This window comes from Micromonospora sp. NBC_00617 (genome assembly GCF_045161355.1).
In the GTDB taxonomy this organism is placed as follows: Bacteria; Actinomycetota; Actinomycetes; order Mycobacteriales; family Micromonosporaceae; genus Micromonospora.
Genome location: NZ_CP107751.1, coordinates 5,857,990 through 5,882,720, shown reverse-complemented (window position 1 = coordinate 5,882,720; position 24,731 = coordinate 5,857,990). Strand labels below are relative to the sequence as shown.

22 protein-coding genes are annotated in these 24,731 nt (G+C 71.1%); 15 read left to right on the top strand and 7 right to left on the bottom strand.

The features are described from left to right. Positions 1-189: 189 nt before the first annotated feature. On the bottom strand, positions 190-645 hold the full coding sequence (locus OG505_RS27110) for a DUF5318 domain-containing protein (protein ID WP_405428786.1): 456 nt from the start codon (positions 643-645) through the stop codon (positions 190-192). Positions 646-820: 175 nt separating this feature from the next. On the opposite strand from OG505_RS27110, the gene OG505_RS27105 reads away from it, so the two are divergent. After that, positions 821-1,456 (top strand): PadR family transcriptional regulator, encoded by a 636-nt coding sequence (locus OG505_RS27105; RefSeq protein WP_405428784.1) that lies wholly within the window; start codon positions 821-823, stop codon positions 1,454-1,456. A 23-nt stretch (positions 1,457-1,479) separates the two neighbouring features. Continuing rightward, positions 1,480-2,559 carry an inositol-3-phosphate synthase gene (locus tag OG505_RS27100; RefSeq protein ID WP_405428782.1) on the top strand — a complete coding sequence of 360 codons (1,080 nt, stop codon included), beginning with the start codon at positions 1,480-1,482 and terminating at the stop codon, positions 2,557-2,559. Positions 2,560-2,642: 83 nt separating this feature from the next. Here OG505_RS27100 and OG505_RS27095 read toward each other — a convergent pair whose 3' ends face one another. Next, the gene (locus tag OG505_RS27095; RefSeq protein WP_405428780.1) at positions 2,643-3,122 is read right to left on the bottom strand and encodes a methylated-DNA--[protein]-cysteine S-methyltransferase; all 480 of its coding nucleotides are present in this window, start codon (positions 3,120-3,122) and stop codon (positions 2,643-2,645) included. A gap of 69 nt (positions 3,123-3,191) precedes the next feature. Between OG505_RS27095 and OG505_RS27090 the strand changes: the two genes are divergently transcribed. The 4 genes from OG505_RS27090 to OG505_RS27075 are packed head-to-tail and all read left to right on the top strand — an operon-like array spanning position 3,192 to position 6,925. Next, the gene (locus OG505_RS27090) at positions 3,192-3,710 is read left to right on the top strand and encodes a SigE family RNA polymerase sigma factor (protein WP_405428778.1); all 519 of its coding nucleotides are present in this window, start codon (positions 3,192-3,194) and stop codon (positions 3,708-3,710) included. Then, positions 3,707-4,804: a TolB family protein gene (locus OG505_RS27085; RefSeq protein WP_405428776.1), complete on the top strand. Its 1,098-nt coding sequence runs from the start codon at positions 3,707-3,709 to the stop codon at positions 4,802-4,804. Before OG505_RS27090 ends, OG505_RS27085 begins: the two co-directional genes overlap by 4 nt. A 40-nt stretch (positions 4,805-4,844) precedes the next feature. Beyond that, positions 4,845-5,366, top strand: a complete 522-nt coding sequence (locus OG505_RS27080; protein WP_405434734.1) for a hypothetical protein — start codon at positions 4,845-4,847, stop codon at positions 5,364-5,366. Between the two features lie 29 nt (positions 5,367-5,395). After that, positions 5,396-6,925 (top strand): flotillin family protein, encoded by a 1,530-nt coding sequence (locus OG505_RS27075; protein ID WP_405428774.1) that lies wholly within the window; start codon positions 5,396-5,398, stop codon positions 6,923-6,925. 126 nt (positions 6,926-7,051) lie between these two features. Here OG505_RS27075 and OG505_RS27070 read toward each other — a convergent pair whose 3' ends face one another. Beyond that, positions 7,052-8,512, bottom strand: a complete 1,461-nt coding sequence (locus OG505_RS27070; protein WP_405428772.1) for a CCA tRNA nucleotidyltransferase — start codon at positions 8,510-8,512, stop codon at positions 7,052-7,054. 125 nt (positions 8,513-8,637) lie between these two features. On the opposite strand from OG505_RS27070, the gene murJ reads away from it, so the two are divergent. The 7 genes from murJ to OG505_RS27035 all read left to right on the top strand — a co-directional run bounded on the left by murJ (position 8,638) and on the right by OG505_RS27035 (position 17,012). Beyond that, complete coding sequence (gene murJ, locus OG505_RS27065) at positions 8,638-10,395, top strand: murein biosynthesis integral membrane protein MurJ (protein WP_405428770.1); 1,758 nt, start codon at positions 8,638-8,640, stop codon at positions 10,393-10,395. Positions 10,396-10,839: 444 nt separating this feature from the next. Then, positions 10,840-12,453 (top strand): protein kinase family protein, encoded by a 1,614-nt coding sequence (locus OG505_RS27060; protein WP_405428768.1) that lies wholly within the window; start codon positions 10,840-10,842, stop codon positions 12,451-12,453. 43 nt (positions 12,454-12,496) lie between these two features. Further along, entirely contained in the window at positions 12,497-13,201 is a 705-nt protein-coding gene (gene sigM, locus OG505_RS27055) for an RNA polymerase sigma factor SigM (protein WP_405428766.1), read from the top strand. Beyond that, positions 13,198-14,190, top strand: coding sequence for a hypothetical protein (locus OG505_RS27050; protein WP_405428764.1), 993 nt, complete (start codon positions 13,198-13,200; stop codon positions 14,188-14,190). The genes sigM and OG505_RS27050 overlap by 4 nt, the downstream gene beginning before the upstream one ends. Positions 14,191-14,373: 183 nt before the next feature. After that, positions 14,374-15,324, top strand: a complete 951-nt coding sequence (trxB, locus tag OG505_RS27045; RefSeq protein ID WP_405428762.1) for a thioredoxin-disulfide reductase — start codon at positions 14,374-14,376, stop codon at positions 15,322-15,324. A 31-nt stretch (positions 15,325-15,355) separates the two neighbouring features. Further along, the gene (gene trxA, locus OG505_RS27040; RefSeq protein WP_405428760.1) at positions 15,356-15,679 is read left to right on the top strand and encodes a thioredoxin; all 324 of its coding nucleotides are present in this window, start codon (positions 15,356-15,358) and stop codon (positions 15,677-15,679) included. A gap of 169 nt (positions 15,680-15,848) precedes the next feature. Further along, positions 15,849-17,012: an N-acetylmuramoyl-L-alanine amidase gene (locus tag OG505_RS27035; RefSeq protein WP_234588685.1), complete on the top strand. Its 1,164-nt coding sequence runs from the start codon at positions 15,849-15,851 to the stop codon at positions 17,010-17,012. Positions 17,013-17,034: 22 nt separating this feature from the next. Here OG505_RS27035 and OG505_RS27030 read toward each other — a convergent pair whose 3' ends face one another. Further along, positions 17,035-17,700 (bottom strand): GNAT family N-acetyltransferase, encoded by a 666-nt coding sequence (locus tag OG505_RS27030; RefSeq protein WP_405428758.1) that lies wholly within the window; start codon positions 17,698-17,700, stop codon positions 17,035-17,037. Positions 17,701-17,983: 283 nt separating this feature from the next. Here OG505_RS27030 and OG505_RS27025 point away from each other — a divergent pair, with 283 nt between their 5' ends. Next, a complete protein-coding gene (locus OG505_RS27025) occupies positions 17,984-19,297 on the top strand; it encodes a PLP-dependent aminotransferase family protein (protein ID WP_234588687.1) in 1,314 nt (437 codons plus the stop codon). Positions 19,298-19,304: 7 nt separating this feature from the next. Further along, positions 19,305-20,306, top strand: a complete 1,002-nt coding sequence (locus tag OG505_RS27020; RefSeq protein ID WP_405428757.1) for a D-alanine--D-alanine ligase — start codon at positions 19,305-19,307, stop codon at positions 20,304-20,306. Positions 20,307-20,399: 93 nt separating this feature from the next. Here the strand turns inward: OG505_RS27020 and OG505_RS27015 are convergent, their stop codons facing one another. From OG505_RS27015 to OG505_RS27005, 3 genes are all read right to left on the bottom strand, one after another. After that, positions 20,400-21,407: a hypothetical protein gene (locus OG505_RS27015; RefSeq protein WP_405428755.1), complete on the bottom strand. Its 1,008-nt coding sequence runs from the start codon at positions 21,405-21,407 to the stop codon at positions 20,400-20,402. Between the two features lie 1,098 nt (positions 21,408-22,505). After that, complete coding sequence (locus OG505_RS27010) at positions 22,506-23,531, bottom strand: ParB/RepB/Spo0J family partition protein (protein ID WP_405428753.1); 1,026 nt, start codon at positions 23,529-23,531, stop codon at positions 22,506-22,508. A 27-nt stretch (positions 23,532-23,558) separates the two neighbouring features. After that, positions 23,559-24,632, bottom strand: a complete 1,074-nt coding sequence (locus OG505_RS27005) for a ParA family protein (RefSeq protein WP_405434732.1) — start codon at positions 24,630-24,632, stop codon at positions 23,559-23,561. Between the last annotated feature and the right edge of the window lie 99 nt (positions 24,633-24,731).

Sequence of the window (24,731 nt, the reverse complement as noted above, 5' to 3'; positions counted from 1 at the left end):
CCCTGCCGGTCGCGGTGGGGCGCGACTGCGCCGCCACCGGGTTGCCGTGAGTTGTTTCACCCGGGACGCCGGCACGGGTGTGCCGGCTCGCCAAGGTCATTGCCGTATCAATCGGGCCAATCGGACCAACGAGTGGTCGGCCGTCCCGGGTCATGTGCACGGCCCCGGAGCCGGTCGAACCACCTGAGATCACCGTTGCGCCTCTCGCCTCCGCCGACCCACACCCTCGGCGCCCGCCGCATCCTGTTCGCTGCCGCCAGCACCGTCACCGTCGCCCGTGAGACCGTCCCGGCCGAGCAGATACTGCTCGACGAGATGGTTCCAGTCACAGCCGAGGCACACCTCCACCACGAAGACCTGGAACTCACGTAGCGTCATCGCCAGCACGGGCAGCTCGGTCAGCGTCCGGGCCTGTCCGGCGGACTGCTTGAGTTCGTCGCCGTAAATGTAGTGGACGAGGGTCAGATTCTCGCTGCGACAGATGGGGCAGCGGTGATCGGTCGGTTCACCGTGGAACCGGGCAGCGTTCTTCAGGTACGGCGACGCGTCGCACACGTCGTACGTGCCGACCCGGCCGGCCAGGAGTTCACGCAGCACCGCTCGCTTCTGAAGCGAGTAGTCGACGACCTGGCGCTGCGTACGCATGCGGAGAAGGGTACGCGGTCCGGCTCGACGAGGCGACCACGGTCACGATCCGTGACGACAGCGCTTCGCAACGGGGGTTTGCCCTGGCTCACACGAACCGCTAACGTGCGATGTATCGGTCCGATACATCGCGGCGGTTACCGCTCCGCGTCGGAGGGTAAAGAGAGGGTGGCCCGTGCTGGAATTCGCCATCCTCGGCCTCCTGCAGGAGTCTCCGATGCACGGCTATGAGCTGCGCAAGGAGTTGACCGCCAAACTCGGCGCGATCCGGGCGGCGATCAGCTACGGCTCGCTCTACCCGACCCTGCGCAGGTTGCAGGCGGCGGGATGGATCATCGAAGCTGCCGAGACACCCGCCACCGCCGAGGAGGTTCCCGCGCTGACCAGCCGACGAGGTCGGGTGGTCTACAAAATCACCGCGGAGGGTAAGGAACGCTTCGCTCAGCTGATCGCACAGGCCGGGCCCGAGACCTACGACGACACGGGTTTCGGTGTGCACTTCGCGTTCTTCGCCCGTACCGACCAGGCGACCCGCCTGCGCATTCTGGAGGGTCGCCGCCGCAAGATCGAGGAACGTCGCGAAGGACTTCGCGACGTGCTGGGCCGGGCGGCCGAGCGCCTCGACGCTTACACCCTGGAACTGCAGCGCCACGGCCTGGACGCCTGTGAGCGTGAGGTCCGCTGGCTGGAGGAGCTCATCGCCAACGAGCGCTCCGGCCGAGCCCCGACAGTCCCGCACGGGACGGCCGGTGGCCGACGAGAAGACAACAGCCCGCCTCCACCTGGAGAGACCAGGAAAGAGCGGCCGTGACAGAAAAGAAGGAGGCAGACGCTATGGGCTCCGTCCGCGTCGCCATCGTCGGTGTGGGTAACTGCGCCTCGTCCCTGGTTCAGGGCGTCGAGTACTACCGCAATGCCGACCCGAACGACCGCGTCCCGGGTCTCATGCACGTCGCCTTCGGCGACTACCACGTCAACGCCGTGGAGTTCGTCGCGGCATTCGACGTGGACGCCAAGAAGGTGGGCATGGACCTCGCGGAGGCGATCGTCGCCAGCGAGAACAACACCATCAAGCTCTGCGACGTGCCGCCGACCGGCGTGTCCGTGCAGCGCGGCCCGACCTTCGACGGTCTGGGCCAGTACTACCGCGAGATCGTCGAGGAGTCGGACGCCACCCCGGTCGACGTGGCGCAGGCGCTGCGCGACGCGCAGGTCGACGTCGTCGTCTGCTACCTCCCGGTCGGCTCCGAGCAGGCCGCCAAGTTCTACGCCCAGGCCGCGATCGACGCCGGCTGCGCGTTCGTCAACGCCCTGCCGGTCTTCATCGCCTCCGACCCCGAGTGGGCCCAGAAGTTCACCGACGCGGGTCTGCCGATCGTCGGTGACGACATCAAGAGCCAGGTCGGCGCGACGATCGTGCACCGCGCGCTCGCGAAGCTCTTCGAGGACCGCGGTGTCGAGCTGCTGCGCACGTACCAGCTCAACTTCGGCGGCAACATGGACTTCATGAACATGCTGGAGCGCAAGCGGCTGGTCTCGAAGAAGATCTCGAAGACCCAGTCGGTGACCTCGCAGATCCCGCACGAGATGAGCAAGAGCGACGTGCACATCGGCCCGTCGGACCACGTGCCGTGGCTGGACGACCGCAAGTGGGCGTACATCCGCCTGGAGGGTCGCTCGTTCGGCGACACCCCGCTCAACGCGGAGCTCAAGCTCGAGGTGTGGGACTCGCCGAACTCGGCCGGCGTCATCATCGACGCGGTGCGCGCCGCGAAGATCGCCCTGGACCGGAAGATCGGCGGCCCGATCCTGTCGGCCTCGTCGTACTTCATGAAGTCCCCGCCGGTGCAGTACGCCGACCACGACGCCCACCAGGCCGTGGAGGAGTTCATCGCCGGCGAGGTGGCGCGCTGACCCGCTGAGCACCAGCACGGCCGAGGGCCGGGTCCGTCAGGGACCCGGCCCTCGCCGCGTTCCGCCCGCCGTCGCGCCCGAGGTCAGGACCAGGCGTGCCGCAGCGCGACGCTCGCCTCCAGCTCCAGCAGCTTGACCTTGCGCGGCAGGCCCCCGCCGAAGCCGACCAACTTGCCGCCCGCGCCGACGATCCGGTGACAGGGCACGATCACCGGGATCGGGTTGCGGTTGCAGGCCACCCCCACCGCCCGCGCCGCTCCGGGATCTCCGACCAGCCGCGCCACCTCGCCGTAGGTCAGCGTCTCGCCGTACGGGATGCGCGTCATCTCCCGCCACACCGCCCGCTCGAACTCGGAGCCGCGCGGCGGCGACACGGGCACGGTGAACGCGCTCAGCTCACCGCGGAAGTACGCCAGCAGCTCGTCGACGGTCTGCCGAGACAGCGGGTCGTCGGGCTCGACGGCCGCCCCATCGACGCGGCCGAAGTGGGCGCCACAGACGGTCGTACCGTCGGTGGCCACGGAGAACTCGCCGATCGGTGAGTCGAGCACGGTCCAGCGCATGCCGCCATTGTCCCGCGCGGCGAGGCAAAGTTTCGTCGCCGCCCGGCGTCTGAACTACGGAGGTGGACGGTGGCGGAGGTCGACGGGGAGTTCACCACGTTCGTTCAGGAGCGGGGCGCGGCTCTGCTGCGCGTCGCGTACGCGCTGGCCGGTAACCAGCACGCGGCGGAGGACCTGCTGCAGAACGCGCTGGCCAAGGCGTACGCCCGCTGGCCGCGGATCAGGGGTGACGCCGAGCCGTACGTGAAGCGCATCCTCTACCACGACCAGGTGTCCGGCTGGCGCCGACGGGCGCGGCGCGCGGAGGTGCCCGTGGCGGAGTTGCCGGAACGGGCGGCCGACGGCGACGGCGGCCGCGAGACCGACCTGCGGTTGCTGCTGCTGGAGGCGCTGCGGGCGCTGCCGCCCCGGCAGCGGGCCGTGCTGACCCTGCGCTACCTGGAGGACTTGAGCGTCGAGCAGACCGCGACGCTGCTCGGCTGCCGTGCCGGCACGGTCGCCAGCCAGAGCGCCAAGGCACTGGCACGGCTCCGGCACCTGGTACCAGGGCTGGACGAGCTGACCAGCCACCCGGAGGTGACGCGATGACCACGCAGCTGGACGAGATGCTCCGCCGGGCCGTGCGGGACCTCGCCGGGGGCGCCGCGCCCGCTCCGGGCCTTGCCGTCCGGGCGCTCGGCCGGGGTCGCCGGCTGCGCCGTCGGCGACGGATGACCGCCGGCGCGGCCGTGCTGGTCGCGGTCGTCGCGACGGCCGTGCCGTTCGTGCTGCTCCGGCCCCGGTCGGCCCCGCTCCCCGCGACGCCACCCGTGACCGCCAGCCCGTCGCCGTCGCTCCGGCCCGCCCCCGGTGCGAACTGGACCGCCGCGCCGCTGGTGCTGCCCGGCGACTGGGTGGTGACCCGTGCACAGGTCGGTGGCGGGTCGGGGAACGGGTTTCTGCTGGACCGGAGCCGGGGCCGCTACGTTCCCACCGACCGCTACGACGGGATCTACCCCGCGCCGACCGGCTCGCTGGTCGCCGTCGTCGACGAGAACCGTCCACGCGAGGTCGGCCTGGTCGACCTGGCTACCGGCAAGACCCGCTGGCACCAGGTCGGCCGCGCCCTGACCCGCCCGGCGTGGTCACCTGACGGTCGGCGCCTGCTGTTCACCACCGACCAGGTGGATCATTTCGGCTTCATCGTGGTCGAGCGGGACGGCGCACGGCGCACGTACCCGGTCTCCCGGGAGCGCTTCTTCTGCACCGACCACTGCTTCTTCGTCTGGACCCGGGACGGCCGCGAGGTGGCACTCCAGCAGACCGCCGACGGCAAGCCCCGGTCCGAATCGACCCGACACCCCCGCAGGGGCGTGCAGATGTTCTCGGCCGACGACGGACGACCGACCCGGTTCGAACCGCTACCCGGCGACCCGGCCGGGCCGTGGGCCTGGTCGCCCGATGGCAAGCTGGTGGTCGTCCAGGGCCAGCAGGAGCCGCTGCTGGTGGAGACGACCACCGGGCGCGTGGTCAACCCGCTGCCCACCGCTGACGTCACCTGGGTCGGCGACGACAGACTGCTCTACCGGCGGCCGTACGGGTCGGGCGACTTCGTGCTCGCCGACACGACGGGGCGTGAACTCGTCCGCCAGCCACTGCCCAAACAGCTGGTCGAGTTGGAGGTGGGTGTGGCACCACGCTGAGCCGTTCGACCGGTGATCATCGTTGCGCGACACCGATACCGTGCAGGTCGTGGCCACGGGGACGCTCATCTTTCTGATCATCGGTGGGGCGGGTGTCGGTGTGCTGGCACTCGCCCTGCTCGGCAGCGAGCTGCTGCACTTCGGGCACGCCGACGCGGACGGGCCGATCTCCACCGAGACGGTCGCCGGGTTCGCCGGCGCTTTCGGGTTCGGCGGGGCGATCGTCAACGAGCTGCTCGGCGCGCGTACCCCCGCGCTGATCGCGGGTGCGGCGGCCGGCGGCCTGCTCGCGGCCGTGCCCACGGCGTGGTTGGCGTCACGGCTCAGTCGGGCGGCGCGCAACATGCGCACTGACCCCACCCCCACCCGGGACGACCTGGTCGGCGCGCTCGGCCTGGTGGTCACCCCGGTGCCGGTGAACGGGTACGGCGAGGTGCGGGTACGCGTGGCCGGCCAGCCGGTCAAGCTCAACGCCCGCGCCGACCAGCCGATCCCGGTCGGGGCTCAGATCTTCGTCGTACAGGCGCTCAGCGAGACCAGCGTGCACGTCGAAACCTACTGATTCCTCCTCACAGACGGGACTACCCCTTCATGCCCCTGTTGATAGCTGTCGGCGGCGCGGTTCTCCTCGCGCTCGTCCTGGTGTTCTTCGTTCTCTCTCGGATCAAGGTGGCCGGGCCGAACGAGGCGTTCATCGTCACCGGCCGCAAGGGCCGCACCACGCAGACCGCCGACGGCGCCCGGTCGACCGACAATTCCGGGCAGAAGGTGGTGCTGGGCGCCTCGGTCTTCGTGCTCCCGGTGGTGCAGAAGCTCCAGTCGCTCGACCTGTCCAGCCGTCGGATCGACGTCGGCATCCGGGGCGCGGTCAGCAAGCAGGGCATCCGTGCCGACCTGCACGGCGTGGCGATCGTCAAGGTCGGCGGGACCGAGGACGCGATCCGGGCAGCGGCGCAGCGGTTCCTGCACCAGCAGGACGAGATCGACAACTTCACCCGGGAGGTGCTGGCCGGCGCGCTGCGCTCGATCGTCGGCCGGCTCACCGTCGAGGAGGTCATCCGGGACCGGGCGGCGTTCGCCAGCGCGGTGGCCGAGGAGGCCGAGCACTCGATGACCAACCAGGGTCTCGTGCTGGACACCTTCCAGCTCCAGGACATCCTCGCCGAGGGTTCGTACCTCCAGGATCTGGGGCGACCCGAGGCGGCCCGGGTGCTCAAGGACGCGGCGATCGCCGAGGCACGGGCCCGGCAGCAGGCCGAGCAGGAGCGGCTGCTCGCCGAGGAGGCCATCGCGGAGGCGAACCGGAACCTGGCCCTCAAGCAGGCCGGCATCCAGGCGGAGATCGACGCGGCGAAGGCCAAGTCTGCTGCGGCCGGGCCACTCGCCCAGGCCGAGCGGGACCAGGCGATCCTCTCCGAGCAGCAGAAGGTGGCGGAGCGCAACGCCGAGCTCAAGCAGCGTCAGCTGGACACCGAGGTGCGCAAGCCCGCCGACGCCGCCCGGTACAAGGTGGAGCAGGAGGCCGAGGCGGCCCGCAACGCGGCGGTGCTGAGCGCCGACGCGCAGCGACAGGCCGTCATCGCCGCCGCGCAGGCCTCCGCCGAGCAGGCACGGCTCACCGGTGAGGGCGAGCGCGCCCGACGGGCCGCGCTCGCCGAGGCGAACGCGATCGAGGGCGCCAAGGAGGGTGAGGCCGAGCAGCGGCGGCGCTCCGCGATCGCCGAGGCGGTCGAGCGGGAGGGTACGGCCGAGGCGGCGGCCATCCTGGCGAAGGGCGAGGCCGAGGCCGACGCGATGGCCCGCAAGGCCGAGGCGTTCGCGGCGTACGGCGAGGCCGCGGTGCTGGACCTGCTGGTCAAGGTGCTGCCGCAGGTGGTCGAGGCGGCGAGCGCTCCGATCGGGGCGATCGACAAGATGACCGTCATCTCCACCGACGGCGCGTCGTCGCTGACGAAGTCGGTGGCCGGCAACGTCGCCCAGGGGCTTCAGCTCGGCAGCGACCTGACCGGCATCGACCTGGCCGGCCTGCTGGCCCGGCTCGGCTCGGCGTCCACGTCCGGCAACGGCACCCCCGCAGGCAAAAGCCCGTCCGTAGACGGAACGGCCGTCGAGACGCGCTAGTCAGTCACGTCCGCGGCCCCGGGCCGCGTCGATCTTGCGCTTTCTGTCGCGACACAGGGGGCACCAGACCCCATATCGACGGCAGAAAGTGCAAGATCGGCGCGGCCGGGGGCGTGGGGGCGCCGCTTAGGGGATCAGGCCCTCGGCGCGGGCCCAGCGCAGCAGCTCGGCCTCGGCGGCGTCGCGGTCCAGCGGGCCGTGCTCCAGACGCTGCTCCTTGAGGTGCTTCCAGGCCCGCCCCACGACCGGCCCCGGCGGTACGCCGAGCAGCTCCATGATCGCGTTGCCGTCCAGGTCGGGACGCACCCGGGCCAGGTCCTCCTCGGCGGCGATCCGGGCGATCCGGTCCTCCAACGCGTCGTAGTCGGCAGCGAGCTGGGCGGCCTTACGACGGTTGCGGGTGGTGCAGTCCGAGCGGGTCAGCTTGTGCAGCCGGGGCAGCAGGTCACCGGCGTCGGCGACGTAGCGGCGCACCGCCGAGTCGGTCCACTCGCCCCGCCCGTACCCGTAGAAACGCAGGTGCAGCGCGACCAGCGCGGTCACCTTCGCGGTGATCTCCTTGGGGTAGCGCATGGCCTTCATCCGGGCCTTGGTCAGCCGCGCGCCCACCACCTCGTGGTGGTGGAAGCTGACCCGGCCGTCGGACCCGACGGCCTTGGTCGCCGGCTTGCCCACGTCGTGCATGAGGGCGGCCATCCGCAGGATGAAGTCGCAGCCCTCCTCCTCGAAGGAGACCGCGTTCTCGACGACCGTCAGCGTGTGCTCGTAGACGTCCTTGTGCTGGGCGTGCTCGTCGATCTCCAGCTTCAGGCCGGTCAGCTCCGGCAGGAACCGCTCGGCCAGACCCGTGTCGACCAGCAGCCGCAGCCCGGTGATCGGGTCGGCGCCGCAGAGCAGCTTGGTGAACTCGTCCCGCACCCGCTCAGCCGTGATCCGGTCCAGGTCGGCGGCCATCCCGGTCATCGCCGTGTGCACGTCCGGGTGCACGGCGAAGCGCAGTTGGGCGGCGAACCGGGCCGCCCGCAGCATCCGTAGGGGATCGTCGCCGAACGACTCACGCGGGGTGCTCGGCGTACGGATGACCTTGGCCGAGAGGTCGTCCAGGCCACCGTGCGGGTCGGTGAAGCGGTGCTCCGGCAGGCTGACGGCCATCGCGTTGATGGTGAAGTCACGCCGCTTCAGGTCCTCGTCGAGGCTGGTGCCGTACACCACCACCGGGTTGCGGCTGACCTGGTCGTACGACTCCGCGCGGTAGGTGGTGATCTCCAGCCGGAGGCCGTCGCGCTGAGCGCCGATGGTGCCGAACTCCCGGCCGGTCTCCCAGATCGACTCGGCCCAGCCCTTGATGATCCGCAACGTCTCGTCGGGGTGGGCGTCGGTGCAGAAATCCAGGTCGTCGCCGAGCCGGCCGAGCAGGGCGTCGCGCACCGAACCGCCCACCAGGTGCAGCTCGTGACCAGCGCGAACGAAGCGGCGGCCCAACTCGTCGGCGACCGGCGAGACCCGGAGTAGTTCGGCGACGGCGTTGCGCTGCGCGGCGGTGAGTTCGCGGCGGTCGGCGGCGTGAGGAGCGGAGGCTTCGGACATGGGATCGCCAGCTTATCGGGCCGGGGTGCGATCCGATCCGCCGGGCGCGGGTAACGGGCAGGGGTTGACTATGGTCTGTGACGTGCGGGTCGCGCCCGGCTCGACGTACCCCTGGGAGGCTGGAGATGAGCGGCGGGCTCTACCGCAGCGCGAACGCCGCGCGGGACGGCGGTGCGGGAGCCAACGTCCGCCCCTCCGACGGCGCCACGTTCATTTCGGCCGAGCCACTGAACCAGCCGGCCATGGAATCGACCGCCCCGCCGCAGGAGCAGGTGGGCGAGGCGAGCGCCGCGGCCAACAGCGCGGTGATGGCGGTCGGCAGCCTGGTCAGCCGGGGTACGGGCTTCCTGCGCACGCTCGCGTTGACCGCCGCGCTGGGCGGCGCGCTGGTCGGTGACGCGTACACGACCGCGCAGATCCTGCCCGGGATGGTGTACGAATTCCTGCTCGGCGGCATCCTCACCAGTGTCCTGATCCCGGTGCTGGTGCGCCGGCGCAAGGTCGACGGCGACGGCGGTCAGGCGTACGCCCAGCGGCTGCTGACTCTCGCGGTGCTGGCCCTGGCCGTGGCGGCGCTGGTGGCGGTGGCCTTCGCCTCGGTGCTGACCTCGCTCTACGCCAGTAAGAAGACCGGAGCCGACTTCCGGGATCTGGTCACGGCGCTGTCCTACCTGATGTTGCCGATGATCTTCTTCACCGGCCTCAGCGCGCTGATCAGCGCGGTGCTCAACACCCGGGGGCACTTCGCGGCCCCGATGTGGGCGCCGATCCTGAACAACATCGTGGTGATCGCCACGGCGGGCCTGTACATCGCGATCTTCGGCGCCACGATCGTCAAGCCGGACGAGATGACCACCGGCCGGATCCTGCTGATCGGCGGCGGCACCCTGCTCGGTGTCGCCATCCAGGCCGCCGGGCTGCTGCCGGCGCTGCGCAAGGTCGGTTTCCGTTGGAAGCTCCGGTTCGACTTCCGCACCCTCGGACTGCGTGAGCTGGGCCGCCTCGGCGGTTGGATGTTCTGCTACGTCGCGGTCAGCCAGGTCGGCCTGATCGTGCTGTTCAACCTGCTGAACCGGGCCGGTAAGGAGAACGCCGCCGGCCCACTGATCTACAACAATGTGTTCCTGCTGCTGATGATGGCGCACGGCATCATCGCCGTCTCGATCATCACGGCGCTGATGCCTCGGATGAGCGCGGCAGCAGCCGACGGTCGGTACGCCGACGTCGCCGCCGACCTGTCCCGGGGCACCCGCACCGTCTCGGCGGTGCTCGCCCCGATCGCGGTCTGCTACGCGGTGCTGGCCACCCCGCTGGCCGTGACGCTGTTCCGCTACGGCGCGTTCACCGACGAGAACGCCGCCGACACCTCACTGGTGCTGCTGCTCGCGGCGCTGGCGCTGGTGCCGTTCGCGATCAGCCAGCTCTTCACCTTCGCCTTCTACGCCCTGCCGGACACCCGCACCCCGGCGCTGATCAACATTCCGGTGGTGGCGCTGCGGATCGGGGTGCAGGTGGTGCTCTACGTCGCCTTCGCCGCGCACTTCGCGGCGGCCGGGATGATGATCGGTAACGCCGTGTCCTACCTGGCGGCGGCGTTCGCCTCCGCCTGGCTGCTGCGGCCCCGGGTCGGCCGGATCGGGATGGGCGCCATCCTGCGTACTCTCGGCCGGGTCGTCGTGGCCGCGTTGGGCTCCGCCCTGGTCGGCCTGCTGGTGGTGAGCCTGCTGCCCGGCGGCGACACGCCGAGTTGGCTGCAGGCGGTGGTTCAGCTCGTGATCGGCAGCGCGGTGATCGGTGCGACGTACCTCGGTCTCGCCATGGTGCTGCGGATCGGGGAGATCACCGAGGTGGTCGGCATGGTCCGCCGCCGCCTCGGTCGCTGACCGCAGGGATCCGGGCACCGAAAGTCGTAGCCACACGCAACGTGACCACGGATCACCAGGCTGGGGATGCACCTGTGGATAACTCCGCGATTCGCCGGTCAGCAACCGGATCGGCCTGTGGATAACCAGCCGTACGGCTGAGCGTGGTCCCCCGATCGGCGGGAACAGGCGGTTGGCGAGGGCACCACGCCAGGTCCAGCCCCAACGTCGGTCACTTGCGGTGAAGCCGTAGATTGGCTAGTACATGTGCCAGCAACGTGGCTGACAACGGTCGTAACCGGACGACTTCCCCGACTCCCGGCACCCCGCCGGGTACGGCAAGAAGATGACATGTCGGGGAGACGGGCAACCCGGGTAAGGTCGCTCTCGACGGGTACGGCAGGCGCCGACGCTGCGCGTCGACACCGGTTGGCCGGTTCCTTCGACGGCAGAGCGGGAAGCCACATGCCCAGCAGTGCGGGTCCATCGATCGACACGATCACCGAGGGAGGACGGGTGACCCAGGTCGGCGAGGGTCAGGAGGCGGACGAGAGCGCTCCGCCGGTCATGACCTTCGGTGCTCCCACGGCCGGTGAAATCCTCGCCGAGCGTTACGAGCTGGTCGAGCACATCAACAACGACAGCGCGGGTCGGCTGGTCTGGCGCGGGGTCGACGTCATCCTGCGCCGCCCCGTCGCGGTGGTGCTGCGCTATCCGGGTGGCGACTCCGCCACCGAGATGCTCCAGGCCGCTGTCGCGGCCAGCCGGGTCATCCACCCCAACCTGGTCGGCGTCTACGACGCGATCGACGAGGCCGAGCGGGCGTACGTGGTCCGTGAGTGGGTGGACGGGCAGTCGTTGCGCGACCTGGCCGCCGAGGGTCCGTTGGACCCGGCGCGGGCCACCGCGATCGGCAGCGCCGTCGCCAGCGCGCTCGCCGCGGTGCACGCCACCGGGATGGTGCACGGCAACGTCCATCCCGGCACCGTCATGATCAGCGACGAGGGTCGCGTGGTCCTGGCCGACGCGCGCACCGACGGCGACGACAGCCAGGAGAGCGACATCCGGGCGGTCGGCGGCGTTCTCTACTTCGCACTGACCGGTCACTGGCCGCACGCCGAGGCACCGCTGCGCGGCGCCACCGCCGGCCATGGTCGGGCCGCCATCGCGGACGCGGTCCGGGACGCCGGGGGCGCCCTCGCGGCACCCCGCCAGGTTCGGGCCGGAGTGCCCGCGTACCTGGACGACCTGACCATGGATCTGCTCGACGCCGAGATCGCGCCGCCGTCGTCCGACGTGCTGGCGGCCGAGTTGGCCCGGCTGGACGTGCCCGCCGAGGAGGAGCACTACCTCGACAACGGCGGGCCGCTGCGGTTCGCCGCCGACACCGAGGACGAGCCGTCACCGCTGGCCGCGGCCGGTGGTCGCAAGGTCGCCATCGGCATCGCCGGCCTGCTGGCGGTCGCCCTGGTCGGTCTGCTCATCGGGATCAGCGCGCTCGGCGGCGACGACAAGGACCCGCAGAACACCGCCGGGGCCACGCCCACCGCCAGCGCTCCGGCCGGCGAGGCCACCCCGGCAGCCGCGCAGGTGCGCAAGTTGACCGTAAAAGCCGTTCGGATCATCGACCCGGACAGCCAGGTGCGCGACGAGCTGAAGGGCGCCGAGAAGACCACCGACGGCGACGCCGACACGGCATGGGGCACCGACACGTACACGGCGGCCAAGTTCGGCAACCGTAAGTCCGGCATGGGCGTCTGGCTGGATCTCGGCGCGCCCCACAGCGTCAAGTCGGTGCAGGCGGTGCTCTCGGCCAGGGGTGCTTCCGCCCAGCTCCTCACCGGCACCATCGCCCCACCGTCGACCTCCAACGGTGACAAGCAGATGATGACGAACTACAACACCGACAAGAACATCATCGGGCGGCCGTTCGAGGAACATGACGGCACCACCATGACGTTCAACGGGTTCGACGCCGACAAGAAGTACCAGTACCTGCTCTTTTGGATCACCGAGTTGCCCCCCAGCGACCGGGGCTTCCAGGTGGACGTGCAGGAGATTACGGTCCAGGGTTCGTGATCCGGCCAGCACGACCCGGGCACCCCATTCGCTGGACGTGGTGATGGACGGGCGCGACGCGGCAACGGACCTCGAGCTGCTGCGCGCCCACGTCGCCGGCGACCGGGACGCCTTCGCGGTGCTGTTCCACCGGCACCGCGACCGGCTCTGGGCGGTGGCCCTGCGGACGCTCGGCGACCGCGAGGAGGCCGCCGACGCCCTTCAGGACGCCCTGCTGTCGGCACACCGGGCGGCCGGCCGCTTCCGGGGCGACTCCGCCGTCACCACGTGGCTGCACCGCATCGTGGTGAACGCGTGCCTGGACCGGATCCGACGCCGGCAGACGCACCCCACCGTGCCACTGCCCGACGGCAACCGGTCCGGCGACGGATCGGGCACCGGCGGTGTCGAGCCGGCGGCGCCCGCGCAGGACCATGACACGGCGCTGGCCGTCCGCGCCGCACTCGCCGCGCTGCCGCTCGAGCAGCGGGCCGCCCTGGTGCTGGTGGACCTGCAGGGCTACCCGGTGGCCGAGGTGGCCCGCATCCTCGGTGTCGCCGAGGGGACGGTGAAGAGCCGCTGTGCCCGGGGCCGGGCACGGTTGGCGGTGCTGCTCGGGCATCTGCGGCCGGCGACGCCGTCGCATCCGGCCCCGGCCGGCCGGAACGCGGACGTGCCCGGCGTCACGCCGGGGAACCCGCGCCCGGCCGAGGGCGTCGGATCAGGGTCGGTTCGGTACCGGCAGGACGCCAACCAGGAGGACGCGTGACGAACGAGGGGTTCAGGGAGGTCGACACCGACCTGCTCGCTGACTACCTCGGCGGCGCGTTGGACGGCACACCACAGCAGGCCCAGATCGCCCGACTGGTCGACGCGGACCCGGCCTGGGCCGAGGCGTACGCGCTGCTTGCTCCCGCGGTGACGCAGGTCCGCGCCGAGCTGGCCCGCTGGGCCGAGCCCTCCCCCGAGCTGCCCCCGGCCGTCGCCGAACGGATCGCCGCCGCTCTGGCCGCGGCCGACACCCCGACGGACGACGCCCCGGCCACCCTCAGCGGCGCCACCGGCTCGCCCGAGCTGGCTGCTCCCGCGACGCCGGTCGGTGTCCCGGCGCAGGGCGGCCGTCGCCCCGGCGGCCCCTCGCCGACCGAGTCGGGGCGCGGCAGAGCCACCGGCCCGGGTCGCCGACAACGCCGCTGGGCTCGAACCGTCGCTCCGGTGGCCGCCGCGGCCGTCGCCGTCGTCGCGGTCGGTCTGGGCCTCCAGCAACTGTCGACGAACACCACGGACAGCGGTGCCATGGACCGTCCGGCCGCCGCACCCGAGGGTGTGGCGGCGGCCGGGGCGGCCCGCACCTCCGGGCCCGCGCTGCACAGCGGAACCGACTACACCCCGCAGACCTTCGGCCAGACGGCGACCACACGGCCGTCGCCGCTGCTGGGGGACACCAGCGGCGGTCCCCACGTGCAGCCCGGGGTGGACGCCGAAGGGGATCGACGGCCCGCCCCCGACGGGTCGGACCAGCTGGCTCGGCTGAGCGGCGAGGCGGCGTTGACCGGCTGCCTGTCGGCCGTGGCGGCGGAGCACGGCTCGGCTCCGCTGACCGTCGAGGTGATCGACTACGCACGGTTCCAGGGCGAGCAGGCGCTGGTCATCCGGTTCACCGACGCGACCGGGACCCGTTGGGCGTGGGTGAGCGGCCCCGAGTGTGGCGTACCCGGGTCCGGCTCGGACAGCCGGTATTCGACGCGGGTAGGGTGAATCCGCCGTCATCGGTGCGATGAGCGTCCACGTGACCTGACCCACGCCGATGCCCGGCTCGGGAATCCCCGCTTCGTACGATGACGTTCTGGAAGTCAGCTGCCGGCACCCCCCAGGCGTCGGCACTCGGATCAGCATCGGTGCGCGCGCCGACGCCGAACACACACAACTCGGGAGACGGCAGTGGACGAGGTCCGCAACCTGATCATCATCGGCTCCGGTCCGGCCGGTTACACGGCGGCGGTCTATGCGGCGCGCGCGAACCTGAAGCCGCTGATCATTGAGGGCGTGCAGTCCGGTGGCGCGCTGATGACCACGACCGAGGTGGAAAACTTCCCCGGTTTCGCCGACGGCATCCTCGGCCCCGAGCTGATGGACAACATGCGCAAGCAGGCCGAGCGGTTCGGCGCCGAATTCCTCACCGACGACGTGACCCGGGTCGAGCTGGTCGACACCGGCGACTCCGGCGCCGGCGCGGTGAGCACCGTGTGGGTCGGCGAGACCGCCTACCGGGCCCGCTCCGTCATCCTTTCCACCGGTTCGGCCTGGCGTCCGCTGGGTGTGCCGGGTGAGCAGGAATACCTCGGCCACGGTGTCTCTTCGTGTGCCACCTGTGACGGCTTCTTCTTCCGCAACCAGCACATCGTCGTCGTCGGCGGTGGTGACTCGGCGATGGAGGAGGCCAGCTTCCTCACCCGATTCGCCGACTCGGTGACCATCATCCACCGGCGCGACTCGTTCCGGGCCAGCAAGATCATGGCCGACCGGGCGCTGAGCAACGACAAGATCAAGGTCGAGTGGAACAGCACCGTCGAAGAGGTCCTGGGCGCCGACGGCAAGGTCACCGGCGTACGGGTCCGCAACGTGCACACCGGCGAGATCAAGGTGCTGGACGTGACCGGTGTGTTCGTGGCCATCGGTCACGACCCGCGCAGTGAGCTCTTCCAGGGCCAGGTCGAGCTGGACGACGAGGGTTACGTGAAGGTCCAGGCCCCCAGCACCCGGACGAGCGTGCCGGGCGTCTTCGCCGCCGGTGACGTGGTCGACCACACCTACCGCCAGGCGATCACCGCTGCCGGCACCGGCTGCGCTGCCGCGCTCGACGCCGAGCGGTTCATCGCGACGCTCAGCTGAAACAGGAAACACATCCCGGAGGAGGGCAATAGTGGGAAATACCAAGGCGGTCACGGACGCGAGCTTCGTCGCTGACGTGCTGCAGGCCGACAAGCCGGTGCTGGTGGACTTCTGGGCCGAGTGGTGCGGGCCGTGCCGCAAGGTGTCGCCACTGCTCGAGGAGATCGCGGGCGAGATGGGTGACCAGGTCACCATCGTCAAGCTCAACATCGACGAGAACCCGGAGACCGCCCGCGCCTACCGGGTCATGTCGGTGCCGACCCTCACCGTCTTCAAGAACGGCCAGCCCGTGCAGTCGATCGCCGGCGCCAAGCCGAAGGGCGAGCTGATCCGGCTCATCGAGTCGGCCCTCTGATCCGCAGAGACAACTCCGAACCCCGTACCCGCTCGTCGGGTGCGGGGTTCGCCGTCTCCCGGCCGGCACGAACGGAGTTTTTCCAGGCCGAGCCACCTGACCGCCCCGGAACGCATAACCTCAAGCCGGGGCCGCCCGGCCAGCCAGATTCGTGCAGAGGGGGTCGTGCGTGCGTCCGATCCGAGCCGGAGACCGGGGACCTGCGGTCACGGAGATCCGTACCATCCTCACCGGCCTCGACCTGCTCGCCGCCGCCGGTCCGCACACCGACGAGTTCGACCTGGACACCGAACGCGCGGTCCGGGCGTTCCAGCAGTCCCGTGGGCTCAGCGTGGACGGCCGGGTCGGCTCGGAGACCTGGGGCGCGTTGGACGCCGCACGCTGGCGACTCGGCGCCCGCACCCTCTACCACGCGATCCCCGAGCCGCTCACCGGCGAGGACGTCCGGTCGCTGCAGGAACGACTGCTGGAGATGGGGTACGACGTCGGCCGCGCCGACGCCATCTACGGCATCCGGACCTCCCGTGCGGTGGCCCAGTTCCAGCGCGAGGTCGGGCTCACCCCCGATGGCTCCTGCGGGCCGCACACCATGGACGCGCTGCGCCGGATCGGTCGCAAGGTCGTCGGCGGCCGCCCCCAGTGGCTTCGCGAGTCCGACGCGATCCGCCAGTCCGGGCCGGCGCTCGTCGGCAAGACGGTGGTCATCGACCCCGGCCACGGTGGCACCGATCCGGGCATGGTGGTGCCGGACGGGCCGCTGCGCTGGACGGAGGCGGACCTCGTACACGACCTGGCGAGCCGGTTGGAGGGGCGGCTCGCCGCGTCCGGGGTGCGGGTTCAGCTCACCCGCGGTCCCGCGCCCGACAAGTGCCTGCCGGACACCGACCGGGCACTGCTGGCGAATTCGCTCGGCGCCGACGTCTTCATCTCGCTGCACCTGGACGGGCACGCCAACCCCGACGCGGAAGGGGTGGCGACGTACCACTACGGCACCGACAACGGGGTGACGTCGGCGACCGGTGAGCGGCTGGCCGGGTTGGTGCAGCGGGAGATCGTGGCGCGGACCGGGCTGCGGGACTGCCGTACGCACGCCAAGGCATGGGACCTGCTGCGGCTGACGCGGATGCCGGCGGTCCGGGTCGAGGTCGGCTACCTCACCTCCCCCGTGGACCGCGCCCGGCTCGTCGACCCCCGCTTCCGGGACCGGGTGGTGGAGGCGATCGTGGCCGCGGTGCAGCGGATGTACTACCCGATCGAACGGGACGTGCCGACCGGCTCCCTCGACGTCAGCGAGCTGCGTGCGGTGGTGACCGCCGGCACGGTGGTCGACTGACGACCGTGCGACGGCGAGCGCGTCAGCCGCTGGTGGAGCGGGTGGCCGGGGCGGGGCGGACCGGACGGAGCAGGGTCTCCGGGCTCATCGACCCGAGCAGCTTCTCCAGCGCGTACTCGACGTCGGACTTCCAGCTCAGCGCCGTGCGCAGTTCGAGGCGCAGCCGGGGGAACCGGGGATGCGGACGTACCGTCTTGAAGCCGACGGAGAGGAAGAAGTCGGCCGGTGCCACACACCCGCCCACCGGATCGTCCGCGTCACCGAACTTGGCGTCCCCGAACGCCTCGATCGCCTTGATCCCCCGCTTGGTCAGGTCCCGGGCGACGCCCTGTACCAACATGCGACCCAACCCGCCGCCGGCGAACGCGGCGACCACGTTGGCGGTCATCAAGAGGGCGGCGTCGGCGGAGACCGGCGACGTCGGGAAGGCCATCGAGCGGGGCACGTAGGCCGGCGGCGCGTACATCACGAAGCCCGCCGGCATGCCGTCGACGTACGCGAGCTTGCCGCAGGAGCCCCACTCCAGCAGGGTCTGGGAGACCCACGCCTCTTTCTCCAGGCCGGGGTCACCGGCGGCGCAGGCCCGGTCGGCCGAGACCGGATCCAGCTCCCAGTAGACGCACTGGCGGCAGGGGCGCGGAAGGTCCTCCAGCGTGTCGAGGGTCAGGCTGACCAGACGTCGCGACATATGGCGCATCCCCACAATAGGCTCGGTCGTGAGGCCGGCATGGAACGACAGTGCCGCCTTCCTGCCCCCGACGAGCGATCGTACGCCGCCGATCGACCGGACGGGAGGGGACGCGCAAATGCCCACCACACCGGGGACGTCCGCCATGTGGTCGATCCGTCCCGGTACGGCGGCAGGCTGGTCACGGCCGACTAGGATCGACAATCGGTGTCCCGTCGCCATGGTCACGAGCGTGCGGGGTACCCGGGGCGGGAGCCACCCGAGCAGCGATCGAGGTGAGGTCATGACCGGCACGACACTCGACGACTACACCGACCGGTACGCCCGGCGGGTACGCGGGATGACCGCCTCCGAGATCCGAGCACTCTTCGCGGTGGCCAGTCGACCCGAGGTCGTCTCCCTCGCCGGTGGCGCCCCGTACATCGCCGCGCTGCCGCTCGACGCGGTCGGCGAGATGCTGGGCCGGCTCGGCTCCGAGCACGGTGTGACCACCCTGCAGTACGGCATCGGGCAGGGGACCCTGGAGCTGCGCGAGCGGATCTGCGAGGTGATGTCGCTCTCCGGGATCGACGCCGCGTGCGGCGCCTCACCGGAGGACGTGGTGGTCACGGTGGGCGGGCAGCAGGCGCTCGACCTGGTGGCCCGGCTCTTCCTCGACCCCGGTGACGTGGTGCTCGCGGAGGGCCCGACGTACGTCGGCGCGCTCGGGGTGTTCCAGGCCGCCCAGGCGCAGGTGGTGCACGTGCCGATGGACGCCGATGGGTTGATCCCCGAGGCGTTGGAGACGGCCATCGCCGACCTCGCGCGTACCGGCCGGCGGGTCAAGTTCCTCTACACCATCCCCACCTATCAGAACCCGGCGGGCGTGACGCTCAGCGAGGAGCGCCGGGAACGCGTGCTCGACATCTGCGAGCGCGCCGGCCTGCTCGTGATCGAGGACGACCCGTACGGCCAGCTGGGTTTCGAGGGTGAGGCCCCGGCGCCGCTGCGGGCCCGGCGGCGCGACGGTGTCTTCTACCTCAGCACCTTCTCCAAGACGTTCGCTCCCGGCCTGCGGGTCGGTTGGATCCTGGCGCCTCACGCGGTCCGCGACAAGCTGGTCATCGCGAGCGAGGCGCAGATCCTCTGCCCCAGCGGCTACGCGCAGGCCGCCGTGGCCACCTACCTCGGCACCATGCCGTGGCGGCAACAGCTCAAGGTCTACCGCGAGGTCTACCGCGAACGCCGCGACGCACTGCTCGACGCGCTGGCCGATCTGATGCCCGAGGGCACCAGCTGGACGACCCCGGCCGGTGGCCTCTTCGTGTGGGCCACCCTGCCGGAGGGGCTCGATTCGAAGGCGATGATGCCGCGCGCCATCGCCGCCCGGGTCGCCTACGTGCCCGGCACCGGCTTCTACGCCGACGGCACGGGCACCGGCGCCATGCGACTGAACTTCAGCTTCCCGCCCCCGGAGCGGATCCGCGAAGGCGTCCGCCGACTGGCCGGCGTCATGGAGCAGGAGATCGCGACGCGCCGCGTCTTCGGCGCCGTGGGCGGTGCCGCCGGCCGGCGGGGCCGGCCCGGCTCCGACGTGCCGGGTCCCGACTTGGCATGATGCCGGCATGGGTACGACCGCTGTCGAGCGCTTCTCCGTGACCGATTCCGCCGTCGCGGCCGACCTGCGTGTGCTGGTGCTCGCCGGCGGGCTCTCCTACGAACGGGACGTGTCGCTGCGCTCCGGCCGTCGGGTGCTCGACGCTCTGCGTGCCGTCGGCGTCGAGGCCGAGCTGCGGGATGCCGACGTGGCACTGCTGCCCGCCCTGGCGGCCGACCCGCCGGACGCGGTCGTGATCGCCCTGCACGGCGCCACCGGGGAGGACGGCTCGCTGCGGGGAGTGCTGGACCTGTGCGGCGTCCCGTACGTCGGCTGCGACGCCCGCGCTTCCCGGCTCGCCTGGGACAAGCCCTCCGCGAAGGCGGTCCTGCGCGAGGCCGGCATTCCCACTCCCGACTGGGTGGCCCTGCCGCACGACCGCTTCTCCGAACTGGGAGCGGTCGCCGTGCTGGACCGGATCGCCGACCGGCTCGGTCTTCCGCTCATGGTCAAGCCGACGCAGGGCGGCTCCGGTCTGGGCGCCGCCGTGGTCCGGGACGCCGCGTCACTTCCGGCCGCGATGGTCGGTTGCTTCGCGTACGACTCGACGGCCCTGGTGGAGCGGTACGTGCCCGGCATGGACGTGGCGGTCTCCGTGATCGACCTCGGGGACGGCCCGCAGGCGCTGCCGCCGGTGGAGATCGTGCCGCGCAACGGCGTGTACGACTACGCCGCCCGCTACACCGCCGGTCGGACCACGTGGCACGCTCCGGCTCGGCTGGAGCCGGAGGTGGCCGCCTCGGTCGCCGAGGTCGCTCTCGCCGCGCACACCGCGCTCGGCCTGCGGGACCTGTCCCGGGTCGACGTGATCGTGGACGCCGCCGGCCAGCCGCACGTGCTGGAGGTCAACGTCTCGCCCGGCATGACGGAGACGTCGCTGCTGCCGCTGGCCGTCCAGGCCGCCGGCCTGGACTTCGGCCGCCTCCTGGGTTCGCTGGTGACCCGGGCCGCCGCCCGCCGCCCGGCCTGACTCTGGCCTCGATCCGTCGCACGGCCCGCCGGCCGTGCGGTCGGCGAGTTCCGTACGCGCGGACCTCTCGCCGACCCACGGCCGAACCGGCGGTCAGCGCGGCGCGCGTACGTCGGGTGGGATGCGTCCGTCATCGGTGACGACGGTGGGGGCGCTGCGCGGGGCCGGGATGACCGGGTGGTGCTCATGGCCTGCCGGCTCGGGGGCGTCTTCGGGGGCCGTCACGGAATCGGCTGCCGACCTGTTGGAGGGCGTCGACGCGGCAGCGGACGCTGCCGCCCCGGCGTCGGTCGCCAGCTCGTCGGAGGGCACGGCTCCCCGGCTGGTGTCCAGGGTCGGGATCTTCGGGCCGCCGCCAACGTCCCCGTCAGCGCCAGGGCCGGGGGTGTCGGCGTCGGGGGTGCCCTCTACTGCTGGCTCCGGAATCTCCTCGGCCGCCTCGATGACCGACACGGTCTCCTCTTGGGCCGCCGCGGCATGGGCCGCCGCCGCGGCGGACTGGGCCAGCAGGCTCGACGGCGCCTGCCACTGGATGCGAGGCGGCTCGGCCAACGGCCGGCCACCGAACTCGGCGAGCCAGGCAGCGACGAGCGCCAGATTTTCCCGCCACTGCTCCTCGGAGATCGGCGGCAGGATCGAATCCCACAGGGATAGGAAGGTCCCTCGCAACTGAAGCCGGCCGTACGGCCGAGCCAGGAACCACATGTGCAGGTGGGCGGAACCGTCGCCCCATCGATTGACGTGCACCCGCGCCACGCCGTCCAACGACCGGATGGCCCGCTCCAGACGTACCGTCATCACGCCCAGCTCGGCGGCGAGCAGGTTCGGCAGGTCACCCAGGTCGAGGTGGGTCCGCGATTCCAGGATGAGCACCATCGGCAGGCCGGTCGGCCGGTCCATGGCGCGGACCCGCCACCGCTCTCCCACCCAGATGTAGGCGTCGTCCGGCGCGTTGCAGGCGGTGCATTCCCGGAGGCCCTCGCCCTTGCGTGGCGGTTCGACCGGGACCGGGTCGTCGAGCTGCTTCACGCGGAGGTCACCCTCGAAGGGGAACGAGGGCCACTGGGTGAAGTCCGGGACTGAGGGAGGGGTGTCGTGCACGACGCTGACCCTAACCGAGTCTGGGACCGCTGTCCCTACCTGTTCGACCGGTCCCGACCCTTCCGATCAGCGCTCATCGTCAATCGCTGTTCCCGTCAGCGCTGACCGCCAGAGCGATATCCACAGGCTGCCGAGATCGCGAACACAGGCCGTCATCCACAGGCTGACACCCGCTTTCACGCGGGGTTTCACGTGAAACGAGGGGTACCTGTGGACAACGGGTGTGGATAACTTTTCGGCCCCTCAGTCGTTGCCGGCGCACCCCGTCATCGCCGTGTTGATGGACGGGTGCCGGGGTCGCCCCGCCCGGAGGGACGGGGGCCTTGGTGGCGTGCCCATGGTGTCGCGGACGGTGCCGAATGGTCGCCGTTTCACGTGAAACGGGGCCACTCTGCATCAGTCCGGCGGCGGAACCGCCCTTCGGGACAGACGAACAGGTGCCCCCTGCGCCCTCTCAGTGAGCCGCTGCCGCCCTGAGGACCGAGAGGGGTGCCTCAGGTCGACCTACTGCCCTGCAAGCGTCCTCGTCGCTCGTGTAGGTCATCCGCCCTCCGGGCTTACCCTCACGGGCTTCACGCGCCGAGGGTTTACCGGGCCTTACGACTCCCGAGGCTTCAGCACACGCTGTCACGCCGGGAAAATCCGCCTGAGCCTCTCGATACCGCGCCGCCGAGACGTCGACCTTCCCGGGCCCAAGTCTGGACACCGCGCCGCCGACGCGGCGACCATCTCGACCTAGGTCTGGGCGCCGGCACCGTCGAAGCGCCGACGATCCCGGCCTCGGTCTAGAGCATCGCGTCGTCGCGCCATCGAGGCGTCACGTCGAGGCGTCAAGGCGTCGCGTCGTCCAGGGGCCGAGGCGTCGACCATCCCGGCCTACCGAACCCTCGTCAGCCGCACCGAGATGGGACCGTTCATGCCCCGCCGCCGAAGCGGCACCTGCGGCCGAGCCGACACCGGAATCCGGGTGGGCCGGGCAGCCGAGAGCGAACAGGTCCTGACCGCTGAACACGTGGTGCCGTTTCACGTGAAACGAGGACGGATACGAAACGGCCGCGCACCCGAGGGGATGCGCGGCCGTGGTTGGAGACGGGACGATCAGTCCTCCGTCCCCTCCTCCTGCGGCACGCCGATGATGCCGACGATCCGCTCCAGGTCGTCCACCGTGGCGAACTCGATCGTTATCTTGCCCTTGCTCCGGCCGATGTCCACCTTCACCCGGGTATCGAAGCGGTCGGACAGTCGATCGGCGAGATCCGACAGCGCGGGCGCGTGCGGCTTCGGTCGCCGCTTGGTGGCCTGACCCTTCGCGGGGCCGTCGTTCAGGGTAAGGGCCACGATCTCCTCGGTCGCCCGCACCGACAGACCTTCGGCCACGATCCGCAACGCCAACTGCTCCTGGGCCTCCGAGTCGTCGAGGCTCAACAGCGCGCGGGCGTGGCCGGCGGACAGGATGCCCGCGGCAACCCGGCGCTGCACCTGCGCCGGCAGGTTCAAGAGCCGGATCGTGTTGGAGATCTGCGGCCGGCTGCGGCCGATCCGGCGGGCCAACTCCTCGTGGGTGGCGCCGAACTCCTCCAGCAACTGCTGATACGCGGCGGCTTCTTCCAACGGGTTCAGGTTGGCCCGATGGATGTTCTCCAGCAGCGCGTCGCGGAGCATCGCGTCGTCACGGGTGTCCCGGACGATCGCCGGGATGTTCTCCCGGCCCACCGCCTGGGCGGCCCGCCAACGGCGCTCGCCCATCACCAACTCGTACTTGTCGTCGTCGAGCTGGCGCACGACGATCGGCTGAAGGAACCCGACCTCCTGGATCGAGGTCTTCAGTTCCTCCAGCGCCTCCTCGTCGAAGACCTGGCGGGGCTGCTTCGGGTTCGGCACGATCGCGTCGACCGGGATCTCCGCGAACCGGGCACCGGGCACCGGACTGAGCGTGGGCTCGGGCGGGTGGACGGTGGACACGACGGGAGCCGTCGACTGGGGCCCGGCCGCCGCACCGTCGTCGACGTCAACGTGCCCGTTCTCCGGTTCGGCCGTCACGGTGCCGGCGGCACCCGGCACCGGCCCGGTCGGGATGAGCGCCCCCAGGCCCCGTCCCAGACCGCCCCGAGGACGGTTCTTCATGCCACGCCTCCCAGCGACTTGTCCCCACTACGCATTCCGACCCACCGGCTCCTTGACGCCCCGCTCGGCGATCTCCTGGGCAGCCTCGAAGTAACTCGTGGCACCCCGCGAACCGGGATCGTAGGTCATCACCGACTGGCCGTAGCTGGGTGCCTCGGAGACCCGCACGTTGCGGGGGATGACCGCTTGGAGGACCTTGTCGCCGAAGTGGTTCCGGACGTCCTGCTCGACCGCGTCCGCGAGGCGGGTACGCCGGTCGTACATGGTGAGCAGGATGGTGGACACGTCGAGCTTCGGATTGAGGTGTTGCCGCACCAGGTTGATGTTGTTGATCAGCTGGTTGAGCCCTTCCAGGGCGTAGTACTCGCACTGGATCGGGATCAGCACCTCCTGCGCGGCGACCAGGGCGTTGACCGTGAGCAGGCCGAGCGAGGGCGGGCAGTCGATGAAGACGTAGTCGAACTGGCCCGGGTAGGCGGCGATCGCGCGGTCGAGGCGCGACTCCCGCGCCACCACCGACACCAGCTCGATCTCCGCGCCGGCGAGGTCGATCGTGGCCGGTACGCACCACAGGTTGGGGATGCCCTCGACCGCCTGCGCCACCTCGGAGAGCGGCACGCTGTTGATCAGACAGTCGTACACGTCGGGGATGCCGGTGTGGTGCGGGACGTTGAGGCCGGTCGAGGCGTTGCCCTGTGGGTCGAGATCGACCACGAGCACCCGGTTGCCATGCAGGGCGAGTGCCACCGCGAGGTTGACCGTGGTCGTGGTCTTACCCACGCCGCCCTTCTGGTTGGCGACGCACATGACCCGGGTCCGGTCCGGTCGAGGCATGGTCACCTCGCCACTGGGATTCAGGATCTGCACGGCGCGCATCGCCTCCATAGCCAACGGTGGGTCATCCTCTTCGCGCGTCGGGGTTTCACGTGAAACGTACGTGGGATCGGCCGCTACCGCGGCCAGCGACTCGGTCGACGCGACCGGTACGTCCGGGACCGCCGGCGCCGCATCGCGTGCCGCCGCAGCGGTCGGCTGGTGCGGCACTGCCGACTCGAAGCGAACCGCGGCAGCCGCGTTCCGCCGGCCGAGCGGCTGTCGCACCTCGGCCGCGTTGACCGGTCGGCTGGGTCCGTCCGATGCTCGACGACCAGCCGTCGGCTCGGGAGTCTCCAACCCGGCGAGGTGAATCGCCGGGTCGTC